18 protein-coding genes are annotated in these 21,522 nt (G+C 52.8%); 3 read left to right on the forward strand and 15 right to left on the reverse strand.

Features of this window, described 5'->3' with window-relative positions; translation table 11 throughout:
* Window positions 1–120: 120 nt before the first annotated feature.
* Genes JAO79_RS13895 through JAO79_RS13945 form a run of 11 tightly spaced genes read right to left on the reverse strand, consistent with a single transcriptional unit; the run spans window position 121 to window position 9,955 of the window.
* Window positions 121–1,911: a pilus assembly protein TadG-related protein gene (locus JAO79_RS13895; protein ID WP_199007857.1), complete on the reverse strand. Its 1,791-nt coding sequence runs from the start codon at window positions 1,909–1,911 to the stop codon at window positions 121–123.
* Window positions 1,904–2,176 carry a hypothetical protein gene (locus JAO79_RS13900; protein WP_199007858.1) on the reverse strand — a complete coding sequence of 91 codons (273 nt, stop codon included), beginning with the start codon at window positions 2,174–2,176 and terminating at the stop codon, window positions 1,904–1,906. The genes JAO79_RS13895 and JAO79_RS13900 overlap by 8 nt, the downstream gene beginning before the upstream one ends.
* Window positions 2,176–2,874: a tetratricopeptide repeat protein gene (locus tag JAO79_RS13905; protein ID WP_199007859.1), complete on the reverse strand. Its 699-nt coding sequence runs from the start codon at window positions 2,872–2,874 to the stop codon at window positions 2,176–2,178. The genes JAO79_RS13900 and JAO79_RS13905 overlap by 1 nt, the downstream gene beginning before the upstream one ends.
* A 56-nt stretch (window positions 2,875–2,930) precedes the next feature.
* Window positions 2,931–3,803, reverse strand: a complete 873-nt coding sequence (locus tag JAO79_RS16460) for a type II secretion system F family protein (protein ID WP_199007860.1) — start codon at window positions 3,801–3,803, stop codon at window positions 2,931–2,933.
* Entirely contained in the window at window positions 3,796–4,713 is a 918-nt protein-coding gene (locus JAO79_RS13915; protein ID WP_199007861.1) for a type II secretion system F family protein, read from the reverse strand. Before JAO79_RS13915 ends, JAO79_RS16460 begins: the two co-directional genes overlap by 8 nt.
* Window positions 4,710–5,903 (reverse strand): CpaF family protein, encoded by a 1,194-nt coding sequence (locus JAO79_RS13920; RefSeq protein ID WP_199007862.1) that lies wholly within the window; start codon window positions 5,901–5,903, stop codon window positions 4,710–4,712. Before JAO79_RS13920 ends, JAO79_RS13915 begins: the two co-directional genes overlap by 4 nt.
* Window positions 5,904–5,917: 14 nt before the next feature.
* A complete protein-coding gene (locus JAO79_RS13925) occupies window positions 5,918–7,093 on the reverse strand; it encodes an AAA family ATPase (protein WP_199007863.1) in 1,176 nt (391 codons plus the stop codon).
* A 13-nt stretch (window positions 7,094–7,106) separates the two neighbouring features.
* Window positions 7,107–8,294: a type II and III secretion system protein family protein gene (locus JAO79_RS13930; protein WP_227664644.1), complete on the reverse strand. Its 1,188-nt coding sequence runs from the start codon at window positions 8,292–8,294 to the stop codon at window positions 7,107–7,109.
* On the reverse strand, window positions 8,284–9,222 hold the full coding sequence (gene cpaB / locus JAO79_RS13935) for a Flp pilus assembly protein CpaB (RefSeq protein ID WP_199007864.1): 939 nt from the start codon (window positions 9,220–9,222) through the stop codon (window positions 8,284–8,286). Before cpaB ends, JAO79_RS13930 begins: the two co-directional genes overlap by 11 nt.
* Before the next feature lie 55 nt (window positions 9,223–9,277).
* On the reverse strand, window positions 9,278–9,721 hold the full coding sequence (locus tag JAO79_RS13940; protein ID WP_199007865.1) for a TadE/TadG family type IV pilus assembly protein: 444 nt from the start codon (window positions 9,719–9,721) through the stop codon (window positions 9,278–9,280).
* Between the two features lie 27 nt (window positions 9,722–9,748).
* On the reverse strand, window positions 9,749–9,955 hold the full coding sequence (locus JAO79_RS13945) for a Flp family type IVb pilin (RefSeq protein ID WP_199007866.1): 207 nt from the start codon (window positions 9,953–9,955) through the stop codon (window positions 9,749–9,751).
* 630 nt (window positions 9,956–10,585) lie between these two features.
* On the opposite strand from JAO79_RS13945, the gene JAO79_RS13950 reads away from it, so the two are divergent.
* Both JAO79_RS13950 and JAO79_RS13955 read left to right on the forward strand, forming a co-directional pair.
* Window positions 10,586–11,680, forward strand: coding sequence for an OmpA family protein (locus JAO79_RS13950; RefSeq protein ID WP_199007867.1), 1,095 nt, complete (start codon window positions 10,586–10,588; stop codon window positions 11,678–11,680).
* Window positions 11,681–11,719: 39 nt separating this feature from the next.
* A complete protein-coding gene (locus JAO79_RS13955; RefSeq protein WP_199007868.1) occupies window positions 11,720–13,141 on the forward strand; it encodes a thrombospondin type 3 repeat-containing protein in 1,422 nt (473 codons plus the stop codon).
* Between the two features lie 63 nt (window positions 13,142–13,204).
* Here JAO79_RS13955 and JAO79_RS13960 read toward each other — a convergent pair whose 3' ends face one another.
* The 3 genes from JAO79_RS13960 to JAO79_RS13970 all read right to left on the reverse strand — a co-directional run bounded on the left by JAO79_RS13960 (window position 13,205) and on the right by JAO79_RS13970 (window position 20,146).
* Complete coding sequence (locus tag JAO79_RS13960) at window positions 13,205–16,198, reverse strand: parallel beta-helix domain-containing protein (protein ID WP_199007869.1); 2,994 nt, start codon at window positions 16,196–16,198, stop codon at window positions 13,205–13,207.
* A gap of 45 nt (window positions 16,199–16,243) precedes the next feature.
* A complete protein-coding gene (locus JAO79_RS13965) occupies window positions 16,244–18,727 on the reverse strand; it encodes a hypothetical protein (protein WP_199007870.1) in 2,484 nt (827 codons plus the stop codon).
* 315 nt (window positions 18,728–19,042) lie between these two features.
* Entirely contained in the window at window positions 19,043–20,146 is a 1,104-nt protein-coding gene (locus JAO79_RS13970; protein ID WP_199007871.1) for an AI-2E family transporter, read from the reverse strand.
* A 276-nt stretch (window positions 20,147–20,422) separates the two neighbouring features.
* Here JAO79_RS13970 and JAO79_RS13975 point away from each other — a divergent pair, with 276 nt between their 5' ends.
* The gene (locus JAO79_RS13975) at window positions 20,423–20,869 is read left to right on the forward strand and encodes a thiol-disulfide oxidoreductase DCC family protein (RefSeq protein ID WP_199007872.1); all 447 of its coding nucleotides are present in this window, start codon (window positions 20,423–20,425) and stop codon (window positions 20,867–20,869) included.
* Here the strand turns inward: JAO79_RS13975 and JAO79_RS13980 are convergent.
* Window positions 20,820–21,518: a DUF3592 domain-containing protein gene (locus tag JAO79_RS13980; protein ID WP_199007873.1), complete on the reverse strand. Its 699-nt coding sequence runs from the start codon at window positions 21,516–21,518 to the stop codon at window positions 20,820–20,822. The genes JAO79_RS13975 and JAO79_RS13980 overlap by 50 nt on opposite strands.
* Between the last annotated feature and the right edge of the window lie 4 nt (window positions 21,519–21,522).

The following is a 21,522-nucleotide window of genomic DNA, read 5'->3' on the forward strand; positions in this document are numbered from 1 at the left end:
CGGTGATGGCCAATACTGGTAACCAAGAATATTTACGTAACACGCGCCTGCCTTTGTTCATCGTTTGTGTTGTATTGCCACTCTCAAAGCAGCTTAAAATCGTCTGGCTGGACAAATATATCAGTTTTTAAGTTCAACATTCTCAATCAACTGAGTACTAAGCTGATCGGCTCCTGTCATTGTAATTTCCAAGCCCGAAAGATCGACCCCCAATGCCATCAAAAGTGGCGACACGATTCCCTGAAGCAAAACTGTGGTTACAAGATTCACCAGTACTTCCACGACCGGTTCCAGCAGTTTAATGAGCGGGTTCAAAATACTGAGGGCGCTAGGCTCACCACAATCCAGCGCCAGATTCTGAATATCCAGATCCAGCCCTTGGATCCAGGTCGGCTGACTGTTGGCAAGTTTCTTGGCACATTGCCCATCCGGGCAATACAACGGTACGCCGGTCAATGAATGGGTTTGCTCTGCAACCGGGATATTGACACCGAGATCTGCATCCACACACACGTTGAGCAGTGGCTGCGAAAGCAAGGCGAGCTTGAGAATCGTCGCGTGAATCGGCTCTCTCGCAACCTCGCCATCAGACTGAATCGTGCCGGTTTCTATGCTGGCCACCGACGGATGCGCCAGAACTTCTATGTCGATCTCGTTATTTTTACCTCGGGCACAGCTGGCGCCCACAAACTCTGCGCGACCGCCTCCTACTTTCACCGCAAGCGGTACACGAATGCTATCCAGCAACTCGACCTGAACGAGCCCCAAGGTTAATCCGGAAATCAAATCGCCGATAAAACCAATGGACAGTTCTAAATCGACAAGGGCCTCCAACGATACGTCCGAGGAATGAATCTCCGTCATCCACTGGTTATCGCTTCCGTAGCGGGCCGGACCAATAACAACGGGCGCGGGATTATCCACCCCCAACTTTAACGCAAGATCCAGATCTCCCAACAATCCATTATCGAGCAACGGTTTCAGCGCGGGCGCATCAGCCGTATCTATATCCAATCCAAGCAATCCGGTGCCACTGGCCTTCCCGATTTGATGCGCGCTATTCAGAACCACGCTCATGATGAAATCGTAGAGCGGGAACTCTGCACCTCGGGCGGCCTCTTTATTGCCTTTTACCTCAAGCACTGACGACAGTTTCAGTCCTGTTAGCCCTGCAGCCCCCGTGATGTCATCAACCAATCCGCCAACAGGCGTTGTGACACCACCTACAACGTCAACGACAGCGTCCAATACCTCAATCAAGGGGCGGTCCAGCAAAGCCGTCACACTGTTAACGCCAAGATTAGACAGAAGATCGCCAACCCCCATCAACGTGGACTCCAGGCTGGTCAGGCTGGTCGGATCAAGAGAGTAATTACTTTGACCCAGAACTCCCCCAAGTAGATTCCCCAGAAGTCCGTTGGTCACTTTTACGGTCGAACTATTGGCGCTCAGAGTGGCATAAAGCTCTTTTCGCGCTGCAGCGTTTACAGAGATTTCGACCGGTTCAAAGATGGTTTCCGGAAGCAACCAGGACACCCGCTCTTTTCGCGTGTAACGAACAACGGCCGCGTTACTCTGTTTAGGGGGAGTTTCTGAAAATTCGAGCTCACCGCTCTCGTTCGGATCAATAACGCCGACGATCAATTCCAGTTCATCACTATCGCCGTCAAACCCGGCCTGCTTCGCTGCAGCCAATGCACGGGCGCGCATCATACTTACATCGCCGACCCCACAAGCCATTGCCTCGTCAGCGGCGGCAGTGGCCGCGGCATTCACGACGGATTGCATGTCGTCTCTAACGCTGTAAAGCCGCGTTGCATCCATCGCCAAGGTCGCTACCACGGCAATAGCGACCAAAATAAAGGGCATCAGGAAAATCAACACGCCCTTTTGGCGATTACGATTATTCACCGCTAGAGGACTCGCCAATACGATCAGGCATCGGCTGATCAAACGACTCAGCCAATCGCTTCTGCGTCTTTGCGTAGAGAGCCATGTTCAGCTCTCCGCCGTCCGCTTTGTGCCCCGCCTGACTATCAAAAATTTTTCTGACATCCGTTCGGGTATCACGTTCCAACTGGACGCCTGCCAAACCAAGATCGGCATCTGGCTCCGTTGCCAAGGCATTCGAGGCAAACAATGCCAGAACCGCTAAAACACCGACCTTCCTATTCATCAGACACCTCCAGAAAAGCGCTTCGAAAACTCAATTCCCGCCGACACTGCTTCATTGCTCAGACCTAGCTCACGCTGGAGCTTGGCAACGGATTCGTTACCTCCCTGCAAATAATAGGCAGCAATCATATTTCTGCCCACCGACTCTTTCTTGCCCGAAAGTTCGTAAGCAGTCCGCAATTCAAACGCCGCCTGGCCGAAGAATCCACCTTGCATAAGCACTACGCCAAAATCATTTCGCATATCGGCAGATGCCGGTTTTTTGGCTTTTGCCATGCCTAAAGCCTTTAAGCCTTCTTCAATCTTGCCACCCTTAACGTAGACCACCCCTAAACCATGATAGGCCTGAGCGCTGTCGCAGGTTTCAGCAATTTGCTGATACACTTCTTCGGAATAATCCAGCTGCTCGACTTTCGCGAGCAATTGCGCCCATCGCAGCCAGTGATGCTGAGTCTGGAACGATAGTGCCTCCAGTCGCGCCAAAGCCGCATAGTTTTCAGACCCGTTCATCATCGAATCGATCGCGTCTAACTCCACGCGATGCTCAGGGGTCATGTTGGTGGAGCAATTAATCTGTAGATGACTGCCGGAAGTCCGCGATTCCATTTCGGATTCTTGTACTGGCGGAAGAGAACAACCCGAGACCAGTGCTGCAGTAAAAAAAGCTGTCGAAATCAGGCTGGCCTGCTTGTACTTCATTTGTTGCTCCTCAAAATAAATACAGTCACATTCAATTTTTTCAGCCCCATAGCCAACTACCGCTGGAGTGCGTCCATAATCGATAGCACGGCCGGCCCGCCAATTAATATAAACAAAGACGGCAGCATAAAGACCATCATGATTATTGTCATTCGGGCGCCAACTTTATTGGTTTCTTCTTTAAGCTTGCTGCGCTCTTCATGATGGGCTTCGGCCACAATTTGTTCCAGCGCTCCCGACACACCAGACCCAAGCGTACCCGCCTGTTTCATGAGCGTGACATAGCTGCGCAAGACCGTCAGGTTGCGATTTCGGCCCAACTCATCGAGCGCTCGACTGCGGTCTGCCCCGCTTTCCATGACCCGATTAAACCGGTCGATCCGCGTTATCAACAGAGGCATCAACTCTCTGGCTTGATGGGAAATCAGCTTCAGCGACCGTTCCGGACTGAGCCCGGCTTCCATCAGCATCCGGGTCATCTGGCACAGTTCTATGGATTCCCTGTTCTGCTGTTTTTCAGCGGTACGCCCCGCACTGCGGATATACTGCCGTGAAAGATAAAACGACATCATGAAGGTGACGGCTGTAACCATCATGCCCGAAAATATAATGGCAGCCAGCGTCAGAATGAGGGGCACAAGCCAACACGCAAATACATAGTACTGCCGAGCCCTGTATGGTGATTTACCGGTTGCGTCCAGGGCCGGCTCCAATTCTTTAAAGTCCCCCGCCAGCAGCGGACGGCTCACCAACCAATAAACAAAGGTTTCAAGTGGCGGACTACCGGCCTCATCCTCTGTGGTTAATTGCCGGTGAGACAAACGAGCCCGAACCCGCGCTTGCAGTGCCCATGAAGGTGCCCAAACCCACAGGTACAGTACCGAAACAATCGCTAGCAAAATCGCGCCGACAAACCAAAGGTTAACCACGGCCCACCCCCCGAATGAGGTTCCAGACCAACACCGTTCCCACCACTTGCAGCGCACCTGCCGTCATCATCATGGTATGCCCCGCCGCGGTATTTAAAAGCGCTTCGGAAAACTCTTCATTCATCAAAACGACATAGGCCCCCAGCCCGGGAGGCATAATGGCAAAGACAATGGCAGTAAAGCGGGTCTCCGCGGTCGCTGCCATAAACTCACGACGCAACTCTTCGCGGGATCGTATCGCTTTCGATACTTCCTGCAGTACCGGCCGGACGGGCGAGCCAAAACGGGCAGAGGTTCGCAAAGCAATGGCCATTTGGGTCAGCGGCGGAATGCTGTAAAGATCCGCAAAGCCATCAAGTACCAACGTGTAATCACGGCCCTGACTGATGGCACTGCGTAACCGAAAGCAAAGCGGTTCAAATGCATCCGATGCATCGTCAAAAGCCACCAACATGCTTTGTTCAACCGAGCGCCCCGCGGAGAGTGAGCGCAAAACAGCATCAACGATGCCTGGCAGCTCCTCAAAAATCTGTCGCCGTATTCGCTCAAACTTTACCCGCCAGAGCGTGACGGCAATCAAAATGAACGCGACCACGGCAACGAGGGCTTCGAGTAATCCTCGAACAACAACAATTGCAGCGATGACACCGAGCAAAACCACAATGAGCATGAGCAACCGTGAAACAGAGGCCTGAAAACCAGCCTTTATCATCAGCTGCTCAACGGGCCCCAGTCGAATACCAGCAACGGTTTTCTCTTCTACAACTTCCTGGGGTGCCAATCGACGCAAACTCTGCTTTTGCAGGTTCGCCATGCCGCGATAGTGGCCAACCACAAATTGCAGCAGCACCACAACAACGGCTAGAAAGCCCAACCCCAAGGCTCCCAACCACAAGATCTGGACACTCACTGAGCTTCAACCTCTATGACTTCATCCCTGACGTCCGGAGCTTGATAGAGGATGTTCATTTGATACGGGTTGGATTTGGTCGGTGTCATTTCGACGACTTCGCTTACGATGCGGCGACCATTGGAAAGCCGCTTAAGCTGGACAAGAACGTCTAAAGAAGAGCCAATCAAACGACCAATAGCCTGCTCGCCGGCGTCGTATCCGTTTACCGCCAGCAAGGTTTCAATGCGAATCATCGCGTCTTTGGAGGAGTTGGCGTGGATCGTACTCATCGACCCCTCGTGTCCGGTGTTCATGGCTTGCATGAGCTCGATGATTTCACCCGCTCGCACCTCACCGACAATGACCCGATCAGGGCGCATCCGGAGCGCGTTGATAACCAACTCACGGGCACTTATTCGACCGGAACCTTCGGCATTAGCGGGCCGCGTTTCCAACCGAACAATGTGGGGATGGCCAAGCTGAAGTTCAGCGGAATCCTCGATCGTCACGATCCGTTCATCCTTGGGGATGAACTGACTGAGCAGGTTGAGGATCGTTGTTTTACCTGTGCCCGTACCGCCGCTCACCAGCAGGTTTCGGCGCCCTTGCACGATTTTCACCAGCAGATCCAGGCACTCTCGTGTCAACGACCCGAGATTGACCAAGTCAGATGCCGCAAGGTGCTTCTGGGTGAATTTTCGAATTGAAATGGACGGCCCATCAAGCGCGATCGGCGGGATGATGGCATTCACCCGGGAGCCGTCCTGAAGCCGGGCATCCACCATCGGGCTACTTTCATCCAATCGCCGCCCAAGTGGCGCCAGTATCCTGCGGATGATGCGCATCACGTGGTCATCATCGATAAACCGGGTTTGTGCTTTTTGCAATACACCGGCCACCTCTACGAAAACGTTCAAGGGGCCGTTTACGAGAATATCGTTCACTTGTGAATCAGCCAGCAGCGGCTCTAACGGCCCCAACCCGATAATCTCATCCAGTGTTTCCCGCGCCAACATAACCTGTTCGGCAGTTGCCAGAGGTATGCGATGATTTGCAATGTACTGGTTTACGTTCGCCTCGACGAACTTTTCCAGTTGGTTGGCGTCTGTTCGCTCAACCTCAAAACCTTCCTCATCCAACCGCTCGATCAGGTGCGCGTGAACCTGTTTTTTGAGTTGCTGATACTCTTCATCGACACGAGTAGCCACGATTTAAATGCCCCTCAGCGTTTTTTGAAGAAAGCGAACGACCTTTTCGCCGCGTGCGAATCTATATAATGCTTGTGCACAAAATCGACCAGTCGTTTCTGGTACGGAGACGATCGCGGCAAAGCCCCTAACGGCACACCCGCGTTAATGGAATCCAGTCGATTGAGCCACTCAACGGGGAGACGGAGGCTTGCCTCACACCCCAGATTCTTTTCGATATCCTCCAGCTTTAACGTTGCCCCTTTTCTGTATCCGTCGAGGACAACCAAACGTTCACAGTTGGCCCCCAGCCACTTCTGACTTTGCTGGAGCATTGCTTCGGTATACTGGATCTGATCGACCACAGGGTGCGCTAAGATCACCACTTTGGTGATATCCGACCCGAGAATTTTCAGCCAGGCCTTCGCCTGATGCTCCACCACCCGGATCACCATGTGGTCAAACAATTCCGCCAATCTCGATATTGCGATGAACAAATCTGCCGCGTCATCGCCGGTGAGCGTTTCAGCCATAATGTTGCCCGACAGCAAACGCAGCCCCGGGGAATACTCTTCCAGTGCGGTATTAACGAACGCCTGATCAATGGCTTCAGTTCGATTGACCAAATCGTTCAAACTCAATCTGTTCAGGCTGTCCAGATAGAACGACCGGTTTTCCGTCGCCATGGTATCAATCGCGAGCACGGATCCTGCCGATTGCTGATGGCTCAGCTCACACGCCAGGTTTTGAGCGAAAAAGCGCGTATCCACCACCGAAGCAGCGCCCAGAACCAACGTTAACGATCCGGCCTCGCGCTCGGGTTTAGATGCTGAATCCACACCAGACAATTGCGAAAGCGCCAAAATTCGCTCATTGGCCCGATCCCCATCGACCCCTGTAATCAGGCAGTCCCGAGCACCCGCTCTCATGACCTCCAGCAGCAACTCCTGCGAGATATGCTGAGCAACGGCCACCAGGCTCACCGCCGGGTTTGACGTTAGAATCGCAGAAAAAAGTTTTGCAGAACGACCCTGCTCGGTCTCGTTAACAGCCGCAATGACGACCTTCGCCTGACTCGCCTGAATCAAACGATTCACTCGCGACAAATCCCCAGAGGAAACAAACTCCAGAGTCCAGGTGTCACCTAATACTCGTTCGAGCCAGGCGCGAAGACCCACTTCCTCTGCAATACAGACCAGAGTTTCACTCATACTACCCGGCTCCTTACCAGCTTAAGCCACTTTCCAGAGGCTCCGTACCGTCCCGTGAGTTGATCAGCATATCGCCCCACTCCGTACTGCTGTATTCGTATTTTTTGCCGAAGCTTTTAACCTCTTCCGACAACTCTTTCGTTGCACTGACAAACCGAGGTGTTACGACCATGATCAATTCTCGGTCGTCACTGGAGATACGATCTGAACGGAACAGCGCCCCGAGAATCGGAATGTTCCCCAGTCCGGGCAACTTGTCACTGTTATTGAACGTGGAACGGCTCACCAAGCCGCTGATCACGAAGCTTTCACCCGGAGCCATAGACACCATGGTTTCTGTTCGACGCACTCGTAATCCCGGAACCGATACCCCTCCGGTTGTCGTAACACCGGACGTGAAGTCCAAATCACTGACTTCCGGCGCTACCTTGAGAATGATTTGGTTCTCATCTACGACCGTTGGCGTCAGTGACAGACTCACCCCGAATTCTTTGTACTCAATCTGCACCTCGCCGTCGCTGCCGGAAATCGGCACAGGGAACTCACCACCAGATAAGAAGGTTGCATTTTGACCACTCAGACTCACCAGCGACGGTTCGGCCAAGGTGTAAGCAAACCCACCGGATTCAAGGGCGTTTATGATGCTCAGATGATTTGAACCGAAGCTGAACAGGTTAAAACCGTCCGCGCCAATACCGGGGGCGCTCCCGGGAACGCCGCCCGGACTCGTGAAACTGCCACCATTGGGCGAGATCCCGAATGCATTGTCGCCACCGTTAAACAGTTTCGCGTAATGGAATCCCAACGTATTCAGCTGCTGGCGACTCACCTCAACGACGCGAATGTCGGTTTGCACCTGCATGGGCACAGAATGCCGTTTACCTGCCGTGGTACTTACCAAAAATTCTGTTGTGCTCGGAGAGGACTTGCCCTTCAGCCAGGTCCTTACCGTGACAGCGCCAGAATCCTTGGCAGTCACAATGACTTCCTTCTCTCCACTGGCCTGGACCGAAGCCACTTCCGGATTCGATACCGCCACTTTTGCAAGCTTCTGGGTAAACGCAATGATGTGCTGCTGTCCCGGCGCCAACGTTACAACGTCAGAGCTATCAGCAAAAACCGCATGCGATCCGGCCACCCCAATCAACATTGCGCAGAGTGCGATTATTGAACGGGCCGTAAATATCGTGTTAGCGAACATACACTGTCCTTGTTTCAGAACCTTCAAAAACCTGCACCTTTAACCCCGGCTGTTCTTCTTTTTTAGCTTGTTTGCGGCGGGCTTTTTCCTCTTCCGCTTTTTTAGCCTTGGCTTCAGGAGACAGCGGTCGGATATCCGTCAGAAATACAACCTCTTCCTTCCGGCCTTCTGCTTTGACGGACTCAGCCTCCGCGCTTGTTTCTTCGCCAGGACCTGACGCAATCACACTTCCACCATGACTCGTCGCCACAAATTTCAAACTCGCCTCGGAGGCCGCCAGCGCCAAGCGCCCAACTTGCTTATCAGGCACGGCCAGAACCATGGTGGCATTTCGGCGGCGTTCATCTTCCGAAGTTAATTGAGCAGGATCTGTTGCGCCTTTAACCGCTAGCACTTCGATTTCACGAAGTATGGTTAACGAGGACGGACCATCTTGAGAATCACCCCGGAAGGTGGCGACCACATCAACCACGTCTCCCGGCTGCAACAAGCCGCCAATACTGGAAATAGGGTTAAAATCAAAAGCAACAGCCCGCATACCCTCATCAAGGATGACCTGGAGTGTACTGGCGTTTTCCAGAGTGGACTGGCCGAGAGGATTACCTGCACGAAGAGAGGTTGCCGTCGTTTCGCCAAAAGGCTCGTCATCAACGGTCAGCATTCCCGGCAGCTGGACACTGGTTTCAACTTCAGCGAACAGCTCCGGAGCCAATTCCGTACCGGCTTCAATATCTTCAAGGGCAAAAAGATAACGGTAGGTGGGAAGCGATGGTTCACTTACTTCCGTGGAAGTAGAAGGCGCAGATTCACCGCCTGTCGAACCAGAGGATTGTTCTTGGTTGTATCTAACCAGACCGACGATCGCCAAGACTACAGCAGCCAACGCTAGGAGGAGCGCTGGCAAGGCCGAGACAAATTTCGCCCTCATTATAAATTCCTACCTTTTTATGCTTGTTGCGAGTTTGTCTAGCGTACCATGCATTCTAGAACGCTACGGCCGCCGTTACGGATAACTCCGCCGGCTGAGGTGGGAAGCTCCCTAAAAATCCGAGCTTCAGCTGAGGCAAGAACGGCTTGGTGCCGTCTGCGCTGAGCCTGCACTCCAGCATATCTACACCACCCGACGATACGTTTTCGCACACTTGCTCACTCAAGCGCGTTCGTAACCTTGTCGGCAAACCGGCCACCAACTTACCCAGGGAGGCTTTGCTGTGGGCCACAACCTCATCACTGAAGGTTTGGTGCTGGCGCCGATCCAGAAAAAATACCGATGAGGATGCCCTGTCTACGACCTGCTGCATCTCCAGCTTGTGGAAAAACAACAGGCCATAAACCAAAGCGCCATAAAGAAGGCCGATCAATAGCGGAAGAATGAAGATAAACTCCAGTGCGACAACACCGGCGTTTCTATTCCTCGATATCTGCACTGGATGCAGCCTCACATTGCAATCGCTTTACTTAATGCCAGCTTCATCTGTGGCTGCGCCAAAGATATCGGTGAAGAAGGTTTTAACCGTATCACCCAGGTCTGTGTTGGCTACAACGACGAGAATGCCGACCAGGACTGCGGCGAGCATCATGTATTCTAGGGAGGAAGCACCTTTTTGTTTCTTGGGGGCTGCGTTGCGGATACGAGCTTCTACTGTTTTATCAAGCTTCATTTAAGTTTCCTCTAACTGCGGGGCTTTTAATTTTTGATATAGACGCGAAAGCTTTTCGATTGATTCAGGCTCCTTCCCTCAAGACCCGTCGAGAACTAATTGCAGCATCTTCTCAGGGCCTCTTGATTTCAATACTACCACTACATGTAACTTGCAATCTTTAGCTTTTTTTACCGGAACCATGAAACAAAACTGCAAAAAAAACGTAACTAGTCATCTCGTTTAAGTAATAATAGGTGAACCACATCACAAATCAATACTACTTTGGAGTGCTTTTACTACCGGAACCAATTTCTCAAAGGTAGCACTCCAAAAACTCAAGCTTTTGACCAACAAGCTTTTTCCCTAGCTCCGCCAGCACAATCAGCTAGTGTTCTAACAAATAACCGGTCGGTAAATGCAGCTTCAGAAACCGTAACCGCTACCCTGCTACACTATTAAACAATGGCCCGACCCGACTAGCCCTGAACTCTACTTTTTACGACCCCAATTTGTGAATTAGTTCACATTATCGAGCTGGACAGAATTCGAGTTATATCCATATTCAACCTTTGTGGTACTCGAGTGTTGGTTATAGTATGTCGAGTAATACGCCTTGAAATCATCGGTATACACTATAAGGATCCCTGCATGCTCTCGTCCCGGCACACCACGTTATTTGTCGCATTTACCTTGCCCGTTATGGCAATGGCATCACCATCATTCCCGGACAGTTATAGCAGCCTCGGCCTTGAAGCCGGGTATGTTGATTCTGGTAACTCAGACGACAAATCCGGTGCCACAGACGATTTAGACAATTATGCGGAGTTCGGGCTTAACTTCACGCACCAGTTCAATCCTCGTGTGAGCATGCTGATTCAAGCCAGCCACGCAACCACCGAAACGCGCAATTTCAATCAAGATGCAGATATTCTCAGAGGCTCAATCGGAGCAAGATTCCACCCGACCCTTTATCGTCTTCGTGATTGGCGCCCGTTTGTAGGTGCCGGCTACAGCCATGCCAACATTGATCTTGATTCTTATGGTTCGGAAAGTGAGGACATGCTCTATGGAGAAGCCGGCCTTCAAAACCTGATCGCCCCCCGTTTTATTGCCGAAGTCGGCGTGCGTGGCCGGGTGGAGATTGAAGATCAATATGTCGACGCGCAAGCCTTTGCTGGGGTGCACTATGTGTTCGGCCGAGAGTTCTCAGCGGCTCCAACGAACCGAAAGCCATTGGATTTCTCAAAACTATCGGTTCCGGTCGCCGATTCAGACGGTGATGGGGTTCCGGATCAGCAGGACAAGTGCCCAGGTACGCCACGTGGCGCGCTGGTGGATGACGACGGCTGCGCCAAAGAACTCACCCGAGAGATCAAGGAAACGCTGTACGTCGAGTTCGCTCACGATAAAACAGAGGTAGCAGAGCGCTATTATCCGAAGCTACAGAACCTTGTCACAACACTGAAGCAGTACCCCACATCGCGGATACTTCTGGAGGGCCACACAGACAGTACCGGGCCATCCTCATATAACCAAAAACTGTCGAAAAGTCGCGCCGATGCTGTCATGAAAGTTCTCATCGACCATTTCGGCATACATGCAGATCGCATCCGCACCACAGGAATGGGGGAGTCGCAACCAATCGCGTCGAACGATACAGACGAAGGCCGTGGCCAAAACCGCCGAGTCGAGGCCATCGTATCGGGAGAACACAAAGAAATAATGAAAAAGCCGGCACAATAAACAACTGGCTTTTACAGTGATCGAAAAGGAGTATTCACCATGTTAAAGCTATTCATAACGCTGTTTTTGGTAGTTCTTGTATCCGCACTCATCGCAGGCTGTCGCAGCGATGAAAGTGAAGGACGAGTCATTCCACAGGTGAGCGGTTACTCGTATGATCCGTTCAATCTGGAGCCAAATGAAAAGGATTTCGATGGTGACGGTGTTCTGAATAGCAAAGATGCCTGCCTCTACGTTCCCGGCAACGATCCGAAGCTATGCGACAGCACTGTAGACTCTGATGAAGACGGCATACCGGACAAATATCCTGCCATCGAACCCTATATCTTCAAAGACATGGTGAATTCGCCATGGGACAACTGCCCTGACGCCCCCAATACAGAACAGGACGATCTGGACGGCGATGGCGTGGGAGACGCCTGTGATCCCGATATTGATGGGGACGGCACCGTGAACGAGCAAGACCCATGCCCAACCGATGCCAGCAACGAGTGCGATCCCGACACAGGCAACCCCACTTACGACCCGTTTGACCTGAACCCCACTGAAACCGACCTGGATGGCGACGGGGTTGAAAATAGCGAAGATCCCTGCCCACGGGTACCTGGCTTTAACCCGGCTCACTGCGACGCAAAAGCCGACCCGGATGGCGATGGCATTCCCTCCGTTTACCCGTCGATTGAACCTTTTCTTACCGAGAACAATGCCGGTAACGCGTGGGACAATTGCGCTAATGTGGCGAACCCGGGACAAGAAGATTTCAACAACAACGGAATAGGCGATGCTTGCGAGGATAGTGATGGTGATGGGTCAAATGACATCAGCGATCCGTGCCCAAATGACCCGACGAACTCTTGTGGCGCTGAAGTACCTGACGATGTCGTATTCGCGTGCACCACGGATGGGTCGTCCAGTTTTTCTCCTATGTTGGCATCCGACGGCGTTGCGCCTGCGGTAACCTACATTCGCATTCAGAACTGCCTCCTCGACGAGGCGCTGTGTGGAGTTAACAACCCCAATTATGTTATCGATGGAAACGTAAACAGCTCGGCAGAGATATTTAACACCAACTTGTTGGGCATTTCCTCTGTCACTCTTGGGGTGCAAGTAACGCCCAACTCAGGATTCAAATATCCGAGCGCCAACCAGATTGGCATTTTGTTCGAGGATGTTCCTCAACTGCTTGAATTAGGGCTGTTTAACAATGGAGGCATTCAGGTTCGCACACTTCTAAACGGTGAGATTCAGCAAGACAGTGGCGGCGAACTTGGGGCAGCGCTTGATCTCTTGGGCTTGTCTCAAGTCTTTGGATTAGATGATCCGCAATACCTGCTATTCAGAACGTCTAAAGAGTTCGATGCTATCGAAATCTACAGCGGTGGCTTTAAACTTGTATCTCTATTGGAACGCTTCCGGGTGAGGCAGGTTTGTGCGTCACAAACTCCGTTGCCAGCTCCTTAGATAAAAAATAAGCCCCGAGCATCGCCGATAGCGATGCACGGGGCTTATCCATCCGTCGCGTTTTTATGGCGTCACAGATTTAAAAATACCTAAACCATCTCCACAAGCGTCTGCATTCTCGTAGCTATCGTCAACCACATTGGCAATCCAGCGGTTGAGCAAATCAACGCCTTCCTCATGCACCACACTCTTCGCGATGGGCGGCATGTTTTTCTGCGGATCATCGGCGCTCGCCACACGGCAAGACACTATCGAGCTTTCCGGTTCGCCGGGCACCACTACGTGCTGCTTGCCACAGGAACCTCCACCGGTTGCTGTCGGCTTCTTACAGATGCCGTAACCGGCGTCGATTTTGCGGTAATGATCCAGGTAGTAGCCGGTATTGGAAGCTGCGCCCTTATCGTTATGACAGTGCTGGCAGTTCACTTCCAGGTAGGCGCGCAGCCGATCTTCAATGTCGGCATCGGATCCCACCATTTCCCCGCTATCTCCGGGCACACTCCAACGCGGAAGACGCTCAATGTTGGTCGCCACACCATTCACAATACGCCCATAATCGGGAACGTTAGTCAGCAAACCACGATCTACCCAATCCTTTAGCTGGTTCTCCGGATTCGGCACGCCCTGCCCTTTGTTGCCCATGAAGCTGGACTCAGGCTTGTAGTCCCGGTTCATGTTTCTCGGCTTAGGCCCAATCGGTGCAGCCCCCGCTTCCAGATCATCGTTGGAGTGACAGGTGATGCACTGATTCTGGTTCGGAATCGCGTAGCTATCCGACGAACCGGACAACACTTTACCCGTATGCTGATCCTGATAGTGCCAGCTCACACTGCGCGTTTCTCCGCCCGGAACAAGCGTCGCCACTTTCTTGCCACTGGCATCCGTGCTCCAACTGTAGGCCGGTCCGCTCCAGACCGCTTTGCCACTTTGCGAAATCCGCTTGATCAAAAGGCGCGTCTCGATCAGCTCTTCGGTACCTTTGCTTTCATCGGTGAAGGCGAAGGTTTTGGCGAGAACCGTGCCGTTCGGGAAATGGATAGAACCGTTCAGGTTTCCACCTTTCTGGCCATCTTTGTACACCGCTTTGGTACCCGGCGGAATGAACGCAACCCGGTATTTCGTAGCGTAATCAGAGAACAACTTGGAGTTCAGCACATACGGCACGCCGCCTTCATTGGGCGTACTGCGCGGGTCCTGATCATCGGCAAACAGGTTGTACTGATCCAGACGCGGGCAATCTACCGCCAGAGCTTCACGGTTAATTTCGCCCGGCTTCACTGGCGCTTCACACAATTGCTTGATGTACTCCTGGCTCGGAGCGGGATCAACAGCACCGCTGCGCTCAAACGGTGGAATTGTTACACGAGGCAGGCTTTCCAAGGTGCGGCCATACAACTTTTCACAGTCGTGATCTTCCAATTGGGTGTCTGCGAAAAACTCCAACGGCCCCGTCAAGACATTCATCAGACCTTCCCAAGTGAAAATTCCGGACAGATCGGAATCTGCCGCAGCTCTGACCAGCTCCAGCCCACGCATTCCGTGAAAATTGATGTATGCCTGCCCGTCATCCATGTCGTTGTTGGCAATGCATGAACCCCATTCAGGTAGCTTGCGATTACCCTCGCCGTCAAATTTGTACTTGTTGTAATGACAAGAAGGATTGGGATGCTGGTTCGTATGGATAGGTTTACCGCTCTCATCCTTAGGCACCGGCTGACCGTTGGCATCGACGGGATACGGGCACGTGTCGTCGAAGTCATCCAGCAGACCATCCCAAACGATGTGGGCTCCCTTGCCTGGGTTCTCAATATTTTTGATCCCTATGAGCGTGGGCAGAAGGGTTTCCACCTGCCCCGCTGCAACCTGCTCCATATTTGGCGGCGGCAGATCAAAGCCCGAATTTCTCATCACGTTGTTATGGATGTTCAAGCCTTCGGTATACGGATCCAGCTTTTTATCGGTCGTTTTGCCTTCTCCATCCAGCAGTTCATAGCTGGTATAGATAATCGCGGCCGTGCTGTTGTCCTCAAAAACGTTGTCATAGATCTCGATGTTGTCGTAACCGAGGGTAATGAAACCTGTACCGCGAGGCACCGCAGATACAATGCCGCTGTGGGCAAAGTTGTAGGTGTTGTTGTTACTCGAAACGTTGTTCAGCATCACCGAGGTGTCGCCGTACTGGGTAATGTTTTCCAGATCGTAAATCAGGAAACCACCGGTATTACATTCAGCAAGGTTGCTGTCGTATTCACCACCCTGAACGTTCTCAATTTCAAAGCCCATCACGTTGTAGGCCGCACGACTGTTTCTGATGATGGCGTTATTGGTCTGTCCTACATAAATACCGGCATCGGACGCACCAATGGATTCGGAGTTATCCACCAGAATATTCTCGGATTCCACCGGGTAAATGCCGTAACGGCCAGCGGACGAGCTTGGTACGTAGTCTGGTGTCGGGTCGCCTTCATTGAACGGCGGGTTGGTACATGCAACATGCAAACGCGACGCGTAGTTTTCTTCGGTGATGGGCTCACCGCCACCAGACCAAATGGCCCTTACATTCAGCAAAGTACCCCATTTCACACCTTTCAACTTGAAAGCGTCGCCCGGGGAATCGAGTATGGTCAGATCTCTGACGGTAATGCCGCGAACGTTCAGTGCTTCCAGACCCGTCACGTTGTCGCTTTCACGGAAGTTCAGAATCGTTTCATCTTTACCGCAACCGCGTATTTCGACATCTTCCGTGGCCTGAATAAGCAGGCCGTGGTATAGCTCGAAATAGCCGCAGCCAAATTCGAGCGTATCGCCCGGTCGCAACTGAATCATGGCGGTCACCATGTCATCGGTGGCAAATTCACCCGGGTTTACCTTGAAAGTACGCCCTTCGCTGAACCGATCCACCAACTCTTGATCGTTTTTAGGCGCCTCGACCTTGGCTGAAGACTTATCAGACCCGCCGGAGCCGCCAAAACACCCCGCCATCGACAGCATGGCCGTCATGCCGAGCACCAGCACCCCACCCCTCCAGGGGGTGGGCATTGTTTTTATCGTTTTCATTACAGCTACTTCCTTTCTTTTGCTAGTTGTCTGGTTCGCTATGGGTTACAAAGGAGCGTTCTCGATGCGCTCCCACATGCGGAGATAGGCTTCCGCGGAGGTGAACAACTGGTTCACAGCTTCGTCCACGCTTTCTTTGGGGCGGTCTGCGTTCAGGATCATGTCCGCGATTTGGTCGGGGTAGAGCCCGTAGTGGGCAATGCCGCGCCCATCGTAGAGCCCGAACTCACGGTCACCGGTTTTTTGTTTGTTCAGGATCACGCGACCGTCCACAGATTCGAACGGATACAGGCGAGCATCTTCTTCAGGTGAGCCCGGGTTGCCAGGCAGTGCTGCAATACCGTTAACGTCCGTGGCGAAGCCTGCGCCTCCGAAAGGTCCTACCTTGAACTCATCGGGCCGTGGACGGTTGCCGTTCTGCAGCAAGGAATCCACCCACCCTTCACGGGTGCCACCAAAGGATGCGGCAATACCGCCCTGTTCCGCGATGCGGTCACGCAGGGCTTCGGTGCCGCCCCAGCCGCCGTGGCTGTTAATCACGGGGTAGTTCAACCGACCGGTGATATCGAGAATGCGAGCAGCGGCTTTCCGGCTGATGTGGTCGGTTTCGATCATCATCTTGCGGCGCACCAGTTCTTGAATCAGGAAGTCGCCCAAATCCGTCAAACCACGACGATTACACAGGTGGCCGGTACCTCTGCGAGGGTCCATTTCTTTCAGTTCTTCGGGAGTTTGCGGGAAGCGGTCACCGAAATAATCCAATTGGAACAGTAGCTGATCGATGATTCCGAATGGTTGCATGGCAGCATTCTGATCGGGCTCATCACCCACAAATTCGGTACCTTCCGGGCATTCTTCGTATTCAACCGGGTGGCCGGTTTCCAACAAGTTACCGCCCGCCAGTACAGGACCTATGCCAATGCCCGAACTCAGGTCAGGAAGATGGCCACCAAACGCGTTATCAAACTTGTGTACCGGGAAAATGTTCCGAACACCTAGCCGGTAAAGCTGATCCAGACCTTCAACAACATCCTCGCGGGTACATTCAGCCACATCCAAAAACTCTCCGCAGTTAAGAACCTTGGACATCTCGACGCCAAGCACCACGGCCAGCTTTCCATCGGCAATGACGCTCCGGGCCTGGCCCGGGCTCGTCACAATCTGGAACCACCCCTCGCCTGGCCCGCCGTGCTGGGCGTCAATATAATCCTGCATCTCATACATGCGCTGAATCTGAAGCAGTATGGCTTCCATCGGGTCACAGTCATTTTGTTTCTGCGGATTTATGCCGCATAAAATCTCGTTGTGAACCAGATGGTTAACGAGAATTTTCATGCCGGACAGGTGAGCTCTTTCCATCCACCGGTAGTAACTCTGGTGATGCTGCAATGAATTGTGACGGGGCCAGTCATTGAAACTCGGCCAGCCTTGGGTGTCATGAAGGCCTGTGCCGGATGTCACCAGTTCTACGAATCCAGTTGCGCCCCAGGGGCCATGCGCCGCTTCGCAGTCTTCGAGGGCATGAGTGACGCCAAACCTATGGAACGGGGCGCCGTAGTTAACGCGCCCACCTATGAATTCGTATGCAGAGATATGGGAGTGGGCATCGACATAACCAAAGATATCGTCATCATCGAGCCCGCTAACATTTTTGAAGCGGTCCACCTCTTTGAGGTAGATCGCAGGGCCGCGCTCATCGACCACTTCCAAGCCTAAATCAGCCTCGGGATAAGCTTGGCACCCCTTCGCTTCGTGCAGGGTAAACGTGTTCGTCGAATCCCGCAGTGAGGGGGACTTCAGGGTTAACCCTTCTTCCGTGGCGGTAAGAAGCAGTCCGGTTACATCTGAAGTCAGTGTATAGGTATCGGTACCTTCGAATTTGTTGAGGTTCCAAACGGCCAGATCGTTCGGGCTGTTTACTGCAGCCAAAGTGGGCTGAACATCCACATTCGCCAGCTGTCCGCCAGTGAAATCCAGGCTTTCGCCCAGATCACGTAAGATGCCGCCAAGCGGGGCGACGGGATCAAGCACCAGATTGAGAGTATCGCCGAGCCCGGCCACCAAATAGCTCAGCTCACCAATAAACCGACCACTCGCATCGAGAAACTCCCCGCCGGGATCACTAATACCCAGCAGCTCAAACTCTCCCACCTGGGTTTCTTCACGAGAAAAATCAGACATCAACAGGTAGGAGCCCAACCGCGTGGGCCGCATGGTGAAGCTTGCCGCTTCGGAAGGGTTTGAAGTGACACCGTATTCACCGCCCTCCATTTTCCCGACGTAAACGCCGTCGGCCTGAAGGCTGTAACAGCCATTGGCGAACTGATATCGAGTATTTTTCCAGGGGTAAACAGCCTTTCGAGGCTCGTCTTTGGAAGGCGGGGCCACCTCAGGGGCCACAGGATTATCCGCGCCAGGAGTTACTTGCGCTCCCGTGCCGCCATCATCACCGCCACACCCGGACATCGACAACACCATTCCGGTAAACGCAAGACATGCCAAACCACGCTGGCGAGAGTTCTCAGCCACTGCACACTCCTTTTGGGGTATCCCCTTATTGTTTTATTCAACGCTACGAACTGTCAGCTTTCGGCGCAGTATAATCTCACTTCCTCGAATAACGCTTATTTTTTGAGCCCTTTTTTCGGTCATATCGGGCCTAACTGGCAAAAATGAGCCAAAACTTGTGATCCAGTCGGTGGAAAACCGAAAAATGACAGCCATTCGATAGGGTTATTTTCAGTTATTCAGAAGCGATTAGCCGGCGGCTTGTAGGCGCTCGAAATGGAGGCTGAATTGGAGAGGGAGGGGGCGGCCAGCGGAGCCGGCCTGAGCCCCCGAGGGTCATCGCGCGATAACTTTGTAAACGGGGCGAAGTTTAGGAATCTGTTTAAGCACTACCTGGATAACGGTCATCAACGGAACCGCTAGAAGAACACCCACTGGCCCCCACAACCACCCCCAGAAAAAGATGGAGATGAAAATAATGACGGGATTAATCGCCATACGGAAGCCATGAATCCAGGGCTCAAGGAAAAAGCCGACAATAGTGGTAAGCAGGATAAAGCTGAGCGGCGCCAGCGCCATCATCCACAAGGTGTCGAGCGTCACCGCTGATACCAAGGTCAACAACGCAATGGTCAACATATTTCCCAAATAAGGAATAAACCTGGCTAACCCGGCCACCAGCCCCCACATTGCCGGGTCAGGCAAACCAATGGCCCAACAAATCAACGCCGTCAGAACGCCAACAGAGGTATTGCTCACACCCAAAACCGCAAGATACTGGGCGATCTCGACCTGAGAGTAATAAGTAATACGCAAAACCGTTCTGCGCTGAGGGTTCGGTAACTGCCTCGCGAAATTGCGAATTAACCGGTCACCGCTGACCAGCAAGAAATAGGTTAGCGCCAACGCCAACGCCAAACCGGCAACCCCGTCCCTCACCTTGGACACCATCTGGCTGCGCCAGGAGTCGGTTGCCAACACGACGGTTTTTGGCTTTTCCTGACCACTGTCAGAAAGCCCTTCTACCGATTTCTCCACCTGTTCGGCCGAACGGCTCACCTTATCGATCTGGCGTTTAATTTGACTGTCGCCCACTAACAAACGCGATATACCCTGGGGTGCTTTCTGAGCCCATTCCAGAGCTGGCGTGGCCACAGCGGCACCGACGCCAACGATCCCCGCCAAAACAAGCAATACCAGAAACAAGGAGCTTACGGCTTTCGGAATCCGGAACTTCAAATACGCCCGATGGACAAAAGGAGACAGAAACAAACTGGCCAGCACTGCCAACACTATCGGCAATACGATCTGGTGCGCAACGTACAAGGTGTAAAGAACGCCCAGCGCGAACAGTCCATAAATCGGCGTGGACAGGCCTGCCAAAACGCTGCTTTCCTGTTCAGGCTTGAGGGCATTATCCGTTTGCGGCGACTCCTCCATGGGGCGCGCTCTCCTGTCGTGAATTCTCGAGTGAAAACACAGTCTAACGCCCTTGGGGGTTTAGCGCATTGTTGATTTTTGCTAACCGGCCAGCTCTGGCAGGGACGGCGATTCTACCGACTACTTTCTAAGGCACTCTTTATAAACCGACGCTGACAGTGCCTTTTGTCTGATGTAACCGCCCCATGTCGTTCACGTGCGAATTTTGCCGACTGAACCAAACGTTCACTAAACATCGTATATCCGGAAACGTCTAGACCTGATTAAGGAGAACTCATGACATCGCGCTACGACATCCTGTTTTACGATGGATCTTGCCCGCTTTGCGCCCGTGAGATACGCACGCTTAGAAAACTGCAGTCCGGAAAACTTCTGTTCGCCGATATTCATGAAGAAATGGCAATCACCGATCAACTACCCTCTCGAGAACAACTGCTGCGCCGCCTGCACCTGGCGAGCCGGACCGGAGAATGGGTAACGGGCTTACACGCCAATGTGCGCGCATGGTCGCATACGCGGTTTGGATGGCTGTTTAAACCGTTGCTATGGCCCGTCATTTATCCCGTTGCCCGGCGTGTTTACGTATTCTGGGCAGACAAACGATACGACCGGAAGTATGCGTGTGCGATGGACAACAAAGGGGGCGTGCCCACCGAAAACCTGACTTGCCCTCTTAACTGGCCAGCCTGGGCAAAAACGATGTATCCATCCAATAGCGCTTGAGATTGGCCTCATCAACCAGCACGGGCACTGTTTCCTGGTGAATATGATTAGTTGGATCAAACCACAGGTTATCGCTTCGGAATACATGAAGCTCACCGGTTTGAGGGTGCTGCCACTGGCAGACAATGCGGAACGGGTTACGGCCATTCACGGTCAGGCTGGTATTTTGCTCAACCGACGAAAATGTCGCGAGCACCTCGGTTCCGTGATCTTTCAGGTAGGCCTTTGAGCGGCTCTTCTTCCAACCAAACAACAGCATCCCGCCGCCAATGGTGCCAAATACGAGACCTATACCACCGAGAATCATGGGCAATCCCCAAAGGGAGAAGAAACTGTTGAGTCGAGCACTCTCCGGAGCCGACGGTTCGTAAAATACAGACACCCTGTCACCGCGACTGAACGACGGCGGATTTGAGCCGGAGCGCGACCGGAACTCGATCTCCCGACCACGGATATCCTCGAAAACGACCACCGGATAATAGGTAGTCGAATCGCTGGAGCGAGAGCGCTCCAGATCAATGACCGTGCCCGTGGCTTCCGTGGCTCGCTCGATAAATGACACCGTACTGCTGTAACTCATCACCGCACCAACAAGCATACCGGCGCCAATGAGTGTGAAGACGTATTTGAGGATATTCAGGGTTTTCAATGGT

Origin of the sequence: Marinobacter litoralis (genome assembly GCF_016427555.1) — a bacterium.
Taxonomy (GTDB): Bacteria; Pseudomonadota; Gammaproteobacteria; order Pseudomonadales; family Oleiphilaceae; genus Marinobacter; species Marinobacter litoralis_A.